At 60.7% G+C, this 12,908-nt stretch carries 12 protein-coding genes and 1 pseudogene; 5 read left to right on the top strand and 8 right to left on the bottom strand.

All coding sequences use genetic code 11. From position 1 onward, the window contains the following. Window positions 1-195: 195 nt before the first annotated feature. The 5 genes from carA to VHE12_11245 form a co-directional block, all read right to left on the bottom strand. The gene (gene carA, locus VHE12_11265) at window positions 196-1,365 is read right to left on the bottom strand and encodes a glutamine-hydrolyzing carbamoyl-phosphate synthase small subunit (protein HVZ81355.1); all 1,170 of its coding nucleotides are present in this window, start codon (window positions 1,363-1,365) and stop codon (window positions 196-198) included. Between the two features lie 110 nt (window positions 1,366-1,475). Further along, window positions 1,476-2,762, bottom strand: a complete 1,287-nt coding sequence (locus tag VHE12_11260) for a dihydroorotase (GenBank protein ID HVZ81354.1) — start codon at window positions 2,760-2,762, stop codon at window positions 1,476-1,478. A gap of 101 nt (window positions 2,763-2,863) precedes the next feature. Further along, complete coding sequence (locus VHE12_11255; protein HVZ81353.1) at window positions 2,864-3,799, bottom strand: aspartate carbamoyltransferase catalytic subunit; 936 nt, start codon at window positions 3,797-3,799, stop codon at window positions 2,864-2,866. Then, the gene (gene pyrR / locus VHE12_11250; protein HVZ81352.1) at window positions 3,796-4,344 is read right to left on the bottom strand and encodes a bifunctional pyr operon transcriptional regulator/uracil phosphoribosyltransferase PyrR; all 549 of its coding nucleotides are present in this window, start codon (window positions 4,342-4,344) and stop codon (window positions 3,796-3,798) included. The genes VHE12_11255 and pyrR overlap by 4 nt, the downstream gene beginning before the upstream one ends. Window positions 4,345-4,517: 173 nt before the next feature. Further along, the gene (locus VHE12_11245) at window positions 4,518-4,898 is read right to left on the bottom strand and encodes a DUF1499 domain-containing protein (GenBank protein HVZ81351.1); all 381 of its coding nucleotides are present in this window, start codon (window positions 4,896-4,898) and stop codon (window positions 4,518-4,520) included. 143 nt (window positions 4,899-5,041) lie between these two features. Here VHE12_11245 and VHE12_11240 point away from each other — a divergent pair, with 143 nt between their 5' ends. Then, complete coding sequence (locus VHE12_11240; protein HVZ81350.1) at window positions 5,042-6,721, top strand: hypothetical protein; 1,680 nt, start codon at window positions 5,042-5,044, stop codon at window positions 6,719-6,721. On the opposite strand, the gene VHE12_11235 is transcribed toward VHE12_11240, so the two are convergent. Further along, a complete protein-coding gene (locus VHE12_11235; GenBank protein HVZ81349.1) occupies window positions 6,718-7,569 on the bottom strand; it encodes a hypothetical protein in 852 nt (283 codons plus the stop codon). The two genes, VHE12_11240 and VHE12_11235, sit on opposite strands and share 4 nt — an antisense overlap. A 163-nt stretch (window positions 7,570-7,732) precedes the next feature. Between VHE12_11235 and VHE12_11230 the strand changes: the two genes are divergently transcribed. The 4 genes from VHE12_11230 (at window position 7,733) to VHE12_11215 (ending at window position 12,244) form a co-directional block, all read left to right on the top strand. Then, window positions 7,733-8,521 (top strand): efflux RND transporter periplasmic adaptor subunit, encoded by a 789-nt coding sequence (locus VHE12_11230; protein ID HVZ81348.1) that lies wholly within the window; start codon window positions 7,733-7,735, stop codon window positions 8,519-8,521. 102 nt (window positions 8,522-8,623) lie between these two features. Continuing rightward, window positions 8,624-9,874, top strand: coding sequence for an ABC transporter permease (locus tag VHE12_11225; protein ID HVZ81347.1), 1,251 nt, complete (start codon window positions 8,624-8,626; stop codon window positions 9,872-9,874). 200 nt (window positions 9,875-10,074) lie between these two features. Further along, window positions 10,075-10,752 (top strand): ABC transporter ATP-binding protein, encoded by a 678-nt coding sequence (locus VHE12_11220; protein ID HVZ81346.1) that lies wholly within the window; start codon window positions 10,075-10,077, stop codon window positions 10,750-10,752. 214 nt (window positions 10,753-10,966) lie between these two features. Next, window positions 10,967-12,244: an EAL domain-containing protein gene (locus VHE12_11215; protein ID HVZ81345.1), complete on the top strand. Its 1,278-nt coding sequence runs from the start codon at window positions 10,967-10,969 to the stop codon at window positions 12,242-12,244. Here the strand turns inward: VHE12_11215 and VHE12_11210 are convergent, their stop codons facing one another. Together VHE12_11210 and VHE12_11205 are read right to left on the bottom strand one after the other, a co-directional pair. Beyond that, on the bottom strand, window positions 12,245-12,592 hold the full coding sequence (locus VHE12_11210) for an arsenate reductase family protein (protein ID HVZ81344.1): 348 nt from the start codon (window positions 12,590-12,592) through the stop codon (window positions 12,245-12,247). It lies immediately after the preceding gene. A 53-nt stretch (window positions 12,593-12,645) separates the two neighbouring features. Next, a pseudogene (locus tag VHE12_11205) lies at window positions 12,646-12,908 on the bottom strand (pyruvate kinase).

The following is a 12,908-nucleotide window of genomic DNA, read 5'->3' as shown; positions in this document are numbered from 1 at the left end:
CCCATCCGTCATTGCGAGGAGCGGCGGCCGAATAGGCCGACGTTCGCGACGATGCAACCTCAGTCCCAATAACCCCTCCCTGGGAAGAAGCTTTTCTCAACTGGGATTGCTTCGTCATGATCGTTCACCTATTCGGTGAACATTCCTCGCAATGACACCCCGTCCTTTTACGTATCCTGTCGTCTCCTTGGCAGATCAGCCGTTCTTCTCCACCATTTCCCTGAATTGTTTGAAAAGGTAGCGTGAATCATGCGGTCCAGGAGAAGCCTCCGGGTGGTATTGCACGCTATAGACCGGTTTGTGCTTCATGGCTAAGCCTTCGCTGGTGTTGTCGCTCAGGTTGATATGGCTCTGGTAGACCAAGCTCTTGTCCAGGCTGTCCGGATCCACGGCGAAACCATGGTTCTGGCTGGTGATCTCCACCTTGTAGTTCTTGGTGTTCACGACCGGCTGATTTCCGCCCCGGTGACCGAACTTGAGCTTGTAGGTCTTGCCGCCCAAGGCCAGACCCAGCATTTGGTGTCCCAGGCAGATGCCGAAGATGGGGGCATTGGCATCCACCAGTTTTTTGACCGTTTGGTACACATAGGGAACCGCCTCCGGGTCACCGGGACCATTGGAGAGGAAGAACCCCTTGGCCCCTGAGGCGAGCAGAACATCCGCCTTGGTCGTGGCCGGATAAACCGTCACGTCGAAACCCTCGGCGGTCAGTCGCCGCAGGATGTTGTACTTGATGCCGCAATCCAACGCCGCGATCTTGATCCGCTTTTCAGGAGGCGTCAGGCCCGACAGGTCCATTTGGGGTTCCGGCGCGTGCGAAGCCGAGTCCAAGTTGTAAGGAAGTTCGGTCCAGTGGTAGGGCTTGTCACAGGTGACTTCCTTCACCAGGTCCCGGCCGACCAGGCCCTGGGAATCCTTGGCCTGCTTGACCAATTTCTTGGGGTCCAGTTCGGCCGTCGAAAGCACGCCCTTCTTGGCCCCGTGGGTGCGCAGGTGGGCGGTCAGGGCCCGGGTATCCAACCCCTCGATGCCGATGATGTTGTGCTTCTTGAGGTATTCCCCCAGGTTCTGGGTCATGCGGTAGTTGGAGGGGTGCTTGCAGTATTCCTTCACCACGAAACCGGAGAGGAAAGGCTTGCGGGATTCGACATCGACCGGGTTCACCCCGTAGTTGCCGATGAGGGGATAGGTCATGGTGACGATCTGGCCGCGGTAGGAGGGGTCGGTCAGGATCTCTTGATAACCGGTCATCGAAGTGTTGAAACACACTTCTCCGAAAGACTTTCCCTCGGCACCGAAACTTAGTCCCTCGAACCAGGTCCCGTCCTCGAGGGCCAGGACCGCTTTTTTGATCTTAGAAGCCACTCAAAACCCCTTTCAAGCTAAGGCTATTTCGCCACCGATGAACACCGATTAACACCGATTTGGATTTAAGCCATCCCATTCATCCTCTTCATCGGTGGCCAATTGGCCTTTTACTTATCCTCGCTCTGATACTTGATCTCGCCCGCCACGATGGTCGTCACCGCCCATCCCTTGAGCCGCCAGCCGTTGAATGGCGAGTTCTTGCCCTTGCTCTTGAATTCCTGCGCCTTCACTTCTTTTTCGTTCTTGATGTCGAAGATGGCGACGTCGGCCACCGCGCCTTCCGAAAGGGTCCCCGCCGGGAGGCCGATGATCTTGGCCGCCGAGGTGGTCAGCATCTCCACCGCCCGGGACAGGGAGATGACCCCCGGTTCCACCAGGTGGCTGTAGGTCAGGGGGAACATGGTCTCCAAGCCCACGATGCCGAAGGCCGCCTGGTCGAATTCGCATTGTTTCTCGGTGGAGGCGTGGGGGGCGTGGTCGGTGCAGATGCAGTCGATGACACCCTCTTTGATGCCCTTGCGGATGGCCGCCACATCCTCCTCGCTCCGGAGGGGAGGGTTCATCTTGAAGTTGGCGTTGTAGTTCTTGATGGACTTGTCCGAGAGCGTCCAATAATGGGGGCAGGTCTCGGCGGTGACATGGATGCCCTTCTTTTTAGCCTGGCGGATGAGCTCCACCGACCCGGCGGTGGAGACATGGGCGGCATGGAACTTGGCTCCCGTCATCTCGGCCAGGAGGATGTTGCGGCCCACCATCACGGTTTCCGAGGCCGCCGGGATGCCGCGCAACCCCAGGGCGGTCGAAGCTTCCCCCTCATGCATGACCCCTTCGTTCGAAAGGTGGGAGTCTTCGCAGTGGTCGATGACGGTCAGGTCCAGCATCTTGGCGTATTCCATGACCCGGCGCATCAGTTCGGCGTTCATGATGGGCGCCCCGTCGTCGGAGAGCGCCACCGCCCCCGCTTTCTTCAGTTCGCCCAGCTCGGCCATTTCCTCCCCCTTCCGGCCCTTGGAGATGCAGCCGATGGGATGGACGTGGCAATAGCCCTCTTTCTCGGCCTTGCTCTTGATGAAGTGCACGATGGCCTGGTCGTCGATGGGTGGATTGGTGTTAGGCATGCAGGCGACCGACGTGACCCCGCCGGCCACCGCCGAGTGGGACCCCGTGGCGATGGTCTCTTTGTATTCAAAACCCGGCTCACGGAAATGCACGTGGATGTCCACCAGCCCGGGCGTGACCAACTTGCCCCTGGCGTCGATGGTCTGGTCGGCCTTCACCTTGAGGCCCTTGCCCACCTTCTCGACCTTGCCGTCCTTCAGGAAAACATCGGCTTCGCCGTCGATCTGGTTGGCCGGGTCGACCACGTGGCCTCCCTGGATGAGTATCGACTTCATAAAGAACCGCCTTTCACCACGGAGACACGGAGATCACGGAGTACGGCTGGATCCTTTTCCCTCTTTCCCATCTTCATCTCCTCGTTTTCCGTATCCCGTGGTCAATTCGGCTTTTCATTGGATTCTCCTTGGAGGAGATACAAAACCGCCATGCGGACCGCCACCCCGTTGGTGACCTGGTCGTCGATGACCGATTGGGGCCCATCCGCGACCCCCGAGGAGATCTCGACCCCCCGGTTCATGGGACCTGGATGCATCACGATGGCGTCCTTCTTGGCCCGTTTCAGGCGCTCGGTCGTGACCCCGAAGATCTGGCTATATTCGCGGATGGTGGGAAAGAGGTTGTTCTTCTGCCGCTCCAACTGGAGCCGGAGCACATAGACCACGTCCGTGCCTTCGAGCGCCTTGTCCAGGTCATGGAGGACAGTGACACCCATCTTCTCGATGCCGGTCGGCAGGAGGGTCGGCGGCGCGCAGACCCGCACCTTGGCGCCCATCTTGTTCAGGGCATGGATGTTGGACCGGGCCACCCGGCTGTGGGTGATGTCCCCCACGATGGTAACGGTGAGCCCCTGGATCCTGCCCTTCTGCTCCCGGATGGTGAAGAGGTCGAGCAGGCCCTGGGTCGGATGCTCATGGGCTCCGTCTCCCGCGTTGATGACGGTGGCGGGCGTGATATTGGCCAGCATCTGGGGCACCCCGGAGGACTTGTGCCGGACCACGATGGCGTCGATGGTCATGGCTTCGAGGGTCTTGAGAGTGTCGATGAGGGTCTCGCCCTTGACCAAAGAAGAGGAAGCCGTCTGGACGTTCAGGATGTCGGCCGAGAGGCGCTTAGCCGCCAGCTCGAAGGAGATACGGGTGCGGGTGGAGGGCTCGTGGAAGAAGAGCACCACCGTGCGGCCACGGAGCGCCGGCACCTTCTTGACCGAGCGGGTCGAGACCTCTTTAAAGGATGAGGCCGTGTCGAGGATAAGGCCGATCTGGTCGGCCGAAAGCTCCTCGAGGGTCAGCAGGTCCTTGGATTTCCAGTTCACGATTCCACCTCCGCGATGGCCACTTCGTCCTTCCCGTCGTTCTCCTTCACATGGACCAGCACCTTCTCCCGGGAGGAGGAGGGGATGTTCTTGCCCACGTAGTCGGCATGGATGGGGAATTCCCGATGGCCCCGGTCTACCAGGACCGCGTATTGGATGAAGGTGGGGCGGCCGAAGTCAATGATCTGGTCAATGGCGGCCCGGGCGGAGCGGCCGGTGTAGAGGACGTCGTCCACCAGGATGACCTTCTTCTTGTTCACGTCGAAGGGAAGTTCGGTGGGACTAGGGGCTTTTTCCGGCTTATGAATGCCCGCGTCGTCGCGGTAGAAGGTGATATCCATGGCCCCATAGGGGATCTCGGTCCCCTCAATGTTCTTGATCTTGATGGCCAACCGCTCGGCCAGGACATCCCCCCGGGCCTTGATTCCGATGAGGACCAGATCCTGGATGCCCTTATTTCTTTCGAGTATTTCGTGGGCGATACGGGTGAGAGCCCGGTCCATGTCCCGGGCTTCCATGAGGACGGCCTTGATCTTAGGCGTCATGAGCGCCTCCAGCATTTTCAGGCACAAAAAAACCCGAAGCATCCAGGGGGGATGTCCGGGTCCGTGGGTTTTCAGTTCGCGCGCGAACGGGCTTCATCGTCTTTCCTTTGAGGTCTCTCGGACCCCGTTAAAGGTGACTGCGAAAACGGATTATACGGGTTTTGGAACCGCTGTCAAGGCGCCTTCGGCGGAAGCTTGGCGTCGAGCGACGACAAAAAATCACGGACGTTCTTTTTGTTACGACCGAAGTCGCCCCGGCCGCCCTGGGCGCGGGAGATGATCTCCAATTTGGTCACGCCGTCCAAACCTTGGACCACGTAGATGTCCACGTCGTCGGCGAAGGGTAGGAATTTGGCCGCCACGCTTGCGCGGATACGCCCTTGGTTCTCCCGGTGCTCCACGACCTTCCAGCGGGACAGCCCGGCGATGGCCTCCAGGGCCGCCTTCACGACCGGCCCTTTCGGCTCGGAATAATGCCGGGGACGGAAGAAAGGGTCCGGGTCCTCCGGGGTCGTCACATGCAGGTTCTTGGTGAAAAGGTCCTTCCATCCCATATCCAACTCCTCGAACGCCGTGGATCCATGACGGGATCCCGGGGAGCCTGTTCCTTCCCCCCCAACGGCCGTTTTGTTATGATTCTGCACAACCCGACCATCTTCAGCCCCGGTCCATCCGGTCCACCCTGCCGCGAGAGTCCATGACCCCCAAAACCATCCCCTTTTTGCGCCCCTTCGCCCTGGCGGCGGCCTTCGTGGGATCCTGCCACTTTTTCTGGTCTCCCCTGTTCATGGTCAACGACGACTGGTGGTCCGTTTTCATCACTCAAGGCTCGGGGTTTTCCATCCATCCCGATGAGCACTTGGTCTTCTCGAATGTCCTGCTGGGATCGGTCCTCAAGTGGCTCAATATGCTTGTTCCCGCCCTTCCTTGGTTCACCTTCCTGCTCCTGGCCGCCCTGATCCACGCCCTGGGGTGCTGGGGCCTGGCCATCGAGCTGGGCGGACAGGAACCCGGGCGGCTTTTCCTGTATCTCCTGCTCCTGATCCAGATCGGTATTTATTTTTTCCTGAAACTCAATTACAGCATGATCGCCGGCCTCGAATTCCAGGCTGGAACGCTTCTTTTTCTCCGGCTCTTCACCGACCCCGCCAAAACCCCGCGCAGGGCCACGTCGTGGCTTGGGGCCTCCTGTTTCGCGGCCTGCCTGTTGCTGCGTTGGAAGGCCTTTGTCGCCTGGTCCATTTTCCTCTTTCCCTTGATCGCAATGGGGGCATGGCGGGCTCGGAAAGATCCCCGCGACCGCCATCTCCTGGGCCTCACCACCCTGTCCCTGGCCGCGATCTTCGCGTTCCATTACCTCTATTTCCATTCGGATCCCGAATGGCGGGAATTCTACCGATTCACCTACCGGTCGGCCGAACTGGTGGACTGGGGTACGCCCATCGACCCCCGCAGCGCCCCATCGCTCTTCGGGGCCGCGGGGGTCACCTCGAACGACCTGGCCATGTTCAAGGACTGGTACTTCCTGGACCCTGCGGTCACGGGACCGAACGGGGTGGAGAAATTGAAGCCCCTCTTCAAGCACGAGTCCATCGATCTCGCCAGCGCCCTCGGGCCCATTACTCGCTTTCCCCTGGCCCGATGCGCCCTGATCTGCGTCCTGGCCCTTTTGGCCCTGAGACGACCCAAAGGGACCCCCTTGATCCTCTTCCAACTCCTGTGGATCATCGCGGCCTGCCTCGGGTTCCTTTATTTCCTCCGGCTTCCCGATCGCATGCTTTATCCGTCCTATTTTTTGGCCGCCGCCCTACCCCTTTATTTCCCATCGCGATGGGTCCAAAGCCCATCCCGCGTGGTCCCGACACTTTACCCGTGGAGCCGACCGATCTTAACGGTCATCCTCGTCCTTTCGGCCCTTTATTCCATCCGCCAATTCCGGCCTTTCGAGCGCTTTTGCACGGATCACAGGGACAAACTCTATGCCGAACTTGAACGCCTGGCCCCTACCAACGATCAACTCTTCATCATTTGGGATTCCCAGTTCCCTTTCGAGGACCTGGACCCCTATCGGGGTTTCGGTCCCTTTCGCCGGTCCTTCCACTTTTTCCCGTTCGGCAATTTCGAGACATCACCCTTGGCCCTCGGTACCCTGGTTCGCTTCGGGATCCACCGACCCTTGGAGGACATGGTCGACCGGCCGGATGTATTCCTGATCTGCAGTCCACAGGAAGGGGAAATGTACCAGACCTACATGCGGGAACGACACCATCAGGAGATCTATATCGAGCGTTATTTCTTGAGCCTGCCCTTCAACGTCTATCGCATCCATTCCAAACCATTCCAGCTCCGGACCCCGGACCCGCCCAAGGCCGATTAGGAAAGTTCCCGATCCTCAGGCATCGGCACCCCACCTTCCATCAAGGCCCTGGCCCTCAGGGCGCTGGAGGTCAACCGGGAAAGTTCGGCGGCCATCCGGTCGGTCTGGCCTTCCAAGGCCTTGGTGGAATCGATCCCCTTCCGGAAGGTCTCCAGGACCCTTTCCGAATCCCCGCTCAGGCGCAGGGCCGCCAGGAGGGCGGTCAGACCCTTCAGGTCCACGGCCATCAAGCGGTGCGCCTTGAGGCCTTCCATCCACTCGGCATTCGCCAGGCAATCGCGATAGTGGCCCGCATCGGGCAAAAAGAGGAAACCCGCCGAGGCCTGGATCCCGTCCAAAGCGCGGCTGAGGACTCCCAGGGCTTCCTTCATTTCGTTGCCCTGCAAAGGCTTCCCCGACATCCCGACTTGGAGGACCGGCATCCGGCCCAGGGGTGTCTTGATGAATTGGACGCCATTTTCCCCAGGCCCGAAGTCCGTAGCCCCCAAATAGATCCCCAGCCACTCCGGCAAGGACCGGTCGGCGGCCTTCGGTTCGAAGGACCTTTCCAGGACGTCCCGGACCAGGCGCAGGTTCTTGATGCCCTGGGGCAGGCGGCCCGCTTCCAACCTGAGTTCCAAAAGTTCGTTCTGGGCGGCGCTCAAGGGTTGTTCGGCCTCGGCGACCAGGCCCTCGATCCTCTGCTGGGATTCGGCCAGCCATTTTTCGGCCAGCCGGAGCGCCGGCTGGGCTTCGGGCCCCGTCCGCCGTGCCGCGCTTCCCTGGGAAAGGCGCGAAAAGGTCAGGACCGCCGCACCCCAAAAGACGAAGCCCGCGCCGGCCAGGCCCAATAAAAAGTATAGGTTCAAGCGATCCTCCCTGATCAGGAAGAGGCATTATAAGGAACCGGGACGAAAAAGAGACAGGACGGGGCCCGGGCTTTTTTCATGGCAACGGATTGGGCCGGCGGCCCACCTCACCTTATGATGTAGGTCATTCCTTCACCCCATCCCCGAACCTAGAGTGGCACCCATGAACCCTGTCGACTGGATCAAAAAACACAAACTCTGGCTGGGCCTGGCCTTGGCGACCATCGCCGGATGTTCCGCAGGCCTCCACCTATGGAAAGCCTGGTCCCAAAGGGTCCACCCCAAGATCGGGAACATGGTGGAATCGGTCTATGGGATCGGCACGGTCACCGCCCGCCATACCTATCAGCTGAAGCTCGGGGTTTCGGATACCCTGTCCCGGCTCTTTGTGGACGAAGGCGCCCCGGTCGGAAAGGGCCAACCCCTCATCGCCCTGGCCGACCACCACACGGTCCGGGCACCCTTTGCCGGGGTGGTCACCTCCCTTCCCTATAAGGAAGGTGAAAGCGTGTTCCCCCAGGTCCCGGTCCTGACCCTCACCGACCTTAAAAATCCCTATATCGTCGTCACCTTGGAACAATCGGGCGCCATCCCGGTCCATCGCGGCCAGAAGGCCTTTCTGAGCTTCGAGAGCCTGCGGGGTCAAAAGATCGACGGGACGGTCTCCGCCATCTACCCTAAGGACGGCGAGTTCTATGTGAACATCGAGGCCCCCGGCCTGCCGGACGGCGTCCTGGTGGGCATGACCTGCGACGTGGCCATCCAAGTGGCCTCCAAGGAGAACGTGCTCCAGGTGCCCTTGGTGGCGGTCGACCACGGCACCGTGACCCTCCTCAAGGGCGGCATCCCCAAAAAGGTGCCGGTGAAGCTGGGGGCCACCGACGGCCAATGGGCCGAGGTGACCGATCACAGTGTGCAAGCGGACGACATCCTGCTCCTGCCCGGTAAATAGCCATGTGCCGATATCCCGTTTCGAGACCTCCCCACGAGATCGGCACTAGGCCAGCCCCCTTGCTCCTCGCTGTCACCAGCGAGGATCCGATGGAGGGCTGACATGCTCTACCTAGCCATCAAGCAATTGCTGGCCCGTCCCCGTCAGACCCTCCTGGCGCTCCTGGGGATCACCTTCGGGACCGCCGCCTTCCTCATCCTCTCAGGCATGATGCTGGGCTTCCGTGAATACCTCATCCAACGGCTCATCAACACCACCGCCCACATCAGTATCAAGGCCGAGGAGCCCACCATCGAGGAGCATTCCCTCGACCCGGACTTCTTCCCCGATGCCCTGGTCCATTGGATCGTCCCTCCGGTCCTCCACAACGAGCCGCCCCACATCGAGTACCCCCAGGGCTGGTTCGACCGGCTGGACGCGGACCCCCAGGTGATGGCTTACGCGCCCCAGATCACGACCCAAGTCATGGTCCACCGGGGGAAGCTCACCCGGTCCATCATCCTCATCGGGGTGGAAGCCCAGAAACAGGTCCAAGCCACCGATATCCAGGACGACATGAGCTCGGGCAACTTCCTGTCCCTGGACAAGGGGGGCTTCCAGGTCGTCATCGGAGAATCATTGGCCCAAAAACTAGGCCTGCATTTGGACGACACCCTCAACATCACCCAGATCGGCGGGTCAGTGGTGCCGGCCAAGGTGGCGGGCTTCTTCAACACCGGAATGGTCCAGATCGACGACGTGACCGCCTATGCGCCGATCCATTACGTCCAACAGGCCAACCAGACCCCCGGGGAGATCGCCCAGATCATCGTGAAATTGAGGGATATCACCCAGGCCCGGAAGGTGGCCGACCAATGGGCGGCCATCAGCCGGGAGAAGGTCCAAAGCTGGGACGAGGCCAACGCCAATTTCTTCCAGGTCTTCAAGATGCAGGACATGATCCGGTACATCCTGAGCTTCGTGGTGCTCATGATCGCCGCCTTCGGCATCTACAACATCCTCAACATGATGATCCTGCAAAAGAGAGGGGAGATCGCCATCCTGCGGTCCATGGGCTACGAAGCCGGGGACATCATCACCCTTTTCCTCTCCCAAGGGCTCATCCTAGGCTTCATCGGGGGCATCCTGGGTTGCATCGTCGGCACCCTGGTCTGTCTCTATATCCAAACCATCACCTTTTCCAGCGGGATGGGCATGTCCAAGATCAACCACATGCTCATCGCCTGGCACTATTACTTCTACCTGACCGGGTTCTTCTTGGCCGTCCTGTCAGGCTTGGTGGCGGGTTATCTGCCGGCCCGCTCCGCCAGCCGCATGCATCCCATTGATATCCTGCGGGCTGAGGGGGGCTGACATGCGCCGATCATCCTTTGGACCACGTCCTATTGAAATCGGTGCGATGCTAGCCTCCGTTCTCCGCGCTGTTCCCAGCGCGGAATCGATGGAGGGCTACATGCGCCGATCATCCTTTGGACCACGTCCTATTGAAATCGGTGCGATGCTAGCCTCCGTTCTCCGCGCTGCTTCCAGCGCGGAATTGCAGGAGGGCTAGCATGGGCCTTTCCGGGAAAAAGATGGTCAAATCCTTCGGCCAGCCCCCCACCGTGGTCTTGAAAGGCCTGGACCTGGAGATCCACGACGGCGAATACGTTGCCATCACGGGCCGTTCCGGGTCGGGCAAGAGCACCTTGCTCTACTCTTTGAGTACCCTGGACCCGCTCACTTCCGGAACACTGGTCTTGGATGGCCGCCAGGTCGCAGGCCTCACCCGCAAGGAACTTTATGCCTTCCGGAACCAGAACATGGGCTTCGTCTTCCAGTTCCATTACCTGCTTCCCGAGCTCACCTGCGAGGAGAACGTGGTCTTCCCCGCCCGCAAGACCGGCCGCCACGAGGAGCTCCGGGCCTATGGGGTCCAATTGATGGAAGAATTCGAGATCGGCCACGTCCGCAAGAAGCTCTCGGGCCAGATATCGGGCGGCGAGCGCCAACGCGTGGCCATCGCCCGGGCGCTGGTGATGAAGCCCAAATACCTCTTCGCCGACGAGCCGACCGGCAACCTGGACTCGGTGAGCGGTGAGAAGGTCATCTCCATCTTCGAACGCATCAACAGGGAACTGGGGGCCACCATCCTGATGGTCACCCACGAACCCGATTACGCGGCCCGGGCCGCCCGTCAGATCGGGCTCAAGGACGGCGAGATCGAGTTCGACCTCAAAAAGGCTCCCTAAGGACGCATAGGGGTGGATACGACAAATTCGTTGGACCGTGCACTCGCCCGTTCTTTTCGTTTTCCCCGAATGTTCCGCCGCAAAACCATTTGAGCGGCCTTGCCGCCTCCCTTTTTCGCCTCGCCGAGCCTTGCCACCTTCCTTTTCCGCTCCTCCATCCCTGGCACATCCATTGCAGTAGGACCCCTATACCTGGTTCTTGGAAAGGAATCCCATGGACACCCCCAGCCATACCGTCGAGGCCGTGGTCGAAAAGGCCCCGGGGCCCGATTTTTCCGCTTTGGACCTGATCGAACAGAAAAGCGCCGCCTCCTTCTTCCAACCCATCATCTCCATCAAGAAGATCGGCGTGGTCGGCCTGGAAGCCCACGGGCGCGGGGTCGACTCGGAGACCAAACAGTTGATCGAACCCGAGGATCTCTACAAGAAACTGGACGAGAAGGGGGCCCGGTTGGCCCTGGACCGTCTTTTCCGGGACAAGGGCCTGGAAGGCTTCGCCAAGGTCCAATCCAACATCCCGGGCATGCTCCTTTTCCTGAACATCGATTCGACCATCCTGACCTCCGATGTGGTCGGGTCCGGTTACCTGATCAAGAGCGTCCGGGAAATGGGGCTGGACCCCAGCATGGTGGTCATCGAGATCGCCCCGGAAGTGTCCTCCGACACCGCCGCCATCCGGAAGTTCGTGGAGTTCCATAAGGCCGAGGGATTCCTGATCGCCCTGGAAGGCATCAATAACAGCCGGGAGAAGTTGAACCAGGTCCTGCACCTGAACCCGGATGTGGTGAAGCTGGATCCCGCCCTGGTGCAAAGCATGGCCAAGGACGCCTACAAGCGGGAAGGGGTGCGGACGGTGGTCAACCTGACCCAGAAGCTCGGCTCCCTGGTGGTGGCGGACGGCCTGGAGAACGAGGAGGACGCCCTGACGGCACTCGACCTTGGGGCGGACATGCTGCAGGGGAGCTATTTCTCGAAGCCCCAGAAGTCCGATGCCTCGACCCTGGGGCTCAAGGCCCGGATCGTCTTCATGGCCTCGCGCTACCGCCGGATGATGACCGAGCGGATGGGACGGGACAAGGACCGGCGCAGCCGTTGCCAGGTCATCGCCCTCTCGATCTTCGAGGCCCTGTCCGAGATCCCCTTGGCCGACCGGGAGGGGCAGTTGGCCTCCTTCTTCCCCCGCCATCCCCAATTGGAATGCCTCTACCTGCTCAACCAGGACGGGGTGCAGGTCAGCGAAACGGTCTGCAACACCCGCAAGGTCCAGAGCCGCAAGCAGTTCCTCTTCCAACCGGCCCCCCGGAGCACGGACCACTCGCTCAAGGAGTATTACTACGGACTGACCTACAACGGCATGACCCGCTACCTGACCGAGCCCTATATCTCGCTGGCCTCGGGCAACCTCTGCATCACTTTTTCGGGGGTCTTGAACGATCCGGGGACGGGGAAACTGCAGATCCTCTGCGCGGACATCGACGTCTCGCAGGTCTGATCAGAGGATCTCCCGGAGCCTTTCGGCGGGGCGGGCCAGGATGGCCTTGTCGCCCTTCTCGACGATGGGACGCTGGAGCAGGTCGGGGTGCTTCACCATCAGGTCGATGGCCTCCTCGTCGGACACTTCCCGCCCCCCCAACCCCAGGGTCTTATAGGCCTCTTCCTTCTTGCGGAACAGCTCCGACGCCCGGATCCCCATCTTCTTGACCAATTCCCCCAGCTTGGCCTTGGACAGGGGCTCGACGTAGTAATTGACCGCGTCGAAGTCCACCCCGCTTTCCTTCAGGGCGTTATGGACCTGCCGGCAGGTGGTGCAGGTGGGCTTTTGGTAGATGGTGATCTTCATGGGTCCTCCGGTGCGGCTCAGGCCGAATGGATCCGGGAGGCCTCGTCCTGGATGGCCGTCTCGGTCTTGCGGGCGATACGGGACATCATTTCGACGGTCTCCACCGGGTACTCCCCGATGGCCGTCTCCTCGGACAGCATGATGGCGGTGGTCCCGTCCAGGATGGCGTTGGCCACGTCGCTCACCTCGGCCCGGGTGGGCCGGACGTTATGCACCATGGATTCCAGCATCTGGGTCGCCGTGATGACGGGGATGCCCCGGTGCCGGGCCTTCTCGATGATGCTCTTCTGGACCAGGGGCACTTCCTCGATGGGGA

Source organism: bacterium (assembly GCA_035549195.1).
Taxonomy (GTDB): Bacteria; Oederibacteriota; Muellerivitia; order Muellerivitales; family Muellerivitaceae; genus DASZRK01.
Note: the sequence above shows the minus strand (reverse complement) of the source record. Positions and strands in the feature narration are given on the sequence as shown.

Excerpts from the sequence above, each read along its gene's own strand:
- VHE12_11210 (HVZ81344.1), bottom strand. The coding sequence starts at position 12,592 with ATGAAGATCACCATCTACCAAAAGCCCACCTGCACCACCTGCCGGCAG.
- VHE12_11215 (HVZ81345.1), top strand. The coding sequence starts at position 10,967 with ATGGACACCCCCAGCCATACCGTCGAGGCCGTGGTCGAAAAGGCCCCG.
- VHE12_11230 (HVZ81348.1), top strand. The coding sequence starts at position 7,733 with ATGAACCCTGTCGACTGGATCAAAAAACACAAACTCTGGCTGGGCCTG.
- VHE12_11240 (HVZ81350.1), top strand. The coding sequence starts at position 5,042 with ATGACCCCCAAAACCATCCCCTTTTTGCGCCCCTTCGCCCTGGCGGCG.
- VHE12_11225 (HVZ81347.1), top strand. The coding sequence starts at position 8,624 with ATGCTCTACCTAGCCATCAAGCAATTGCTGGCCCGTCCCCGTCAGACC.
- VHE12_11245 (HVZ81351.1), bottom strand. The coding sequence starts at position 4,898 with ATGGGATGGAAGGACCTTTTCACCAAGAACCTGCATGTGACGACCCCG.
- VHE12_11220 (HVZ81346.1), top strand. The coding sequence starts at position 10,075 with ATGGGCCTTTCCGGGAAAAAGATGGTCAAATCCTTCGGCCAGCCCCCC.
- pyrR (HVZ81352.1), bottom strand. The coding sequence starts at position 4,344 with ATGACGCCTAAGATCAAGGCCGTCCTCATGGAAGCCCGGGACATGGAC.
- VHE12_11260 (HVZ81354.1), bottom strand. The coding sequence starts at position 2,762 with ATGAAGTCGATACTCATCCAGGGAGGCCACGTGGTCGACCCGGCCAAC.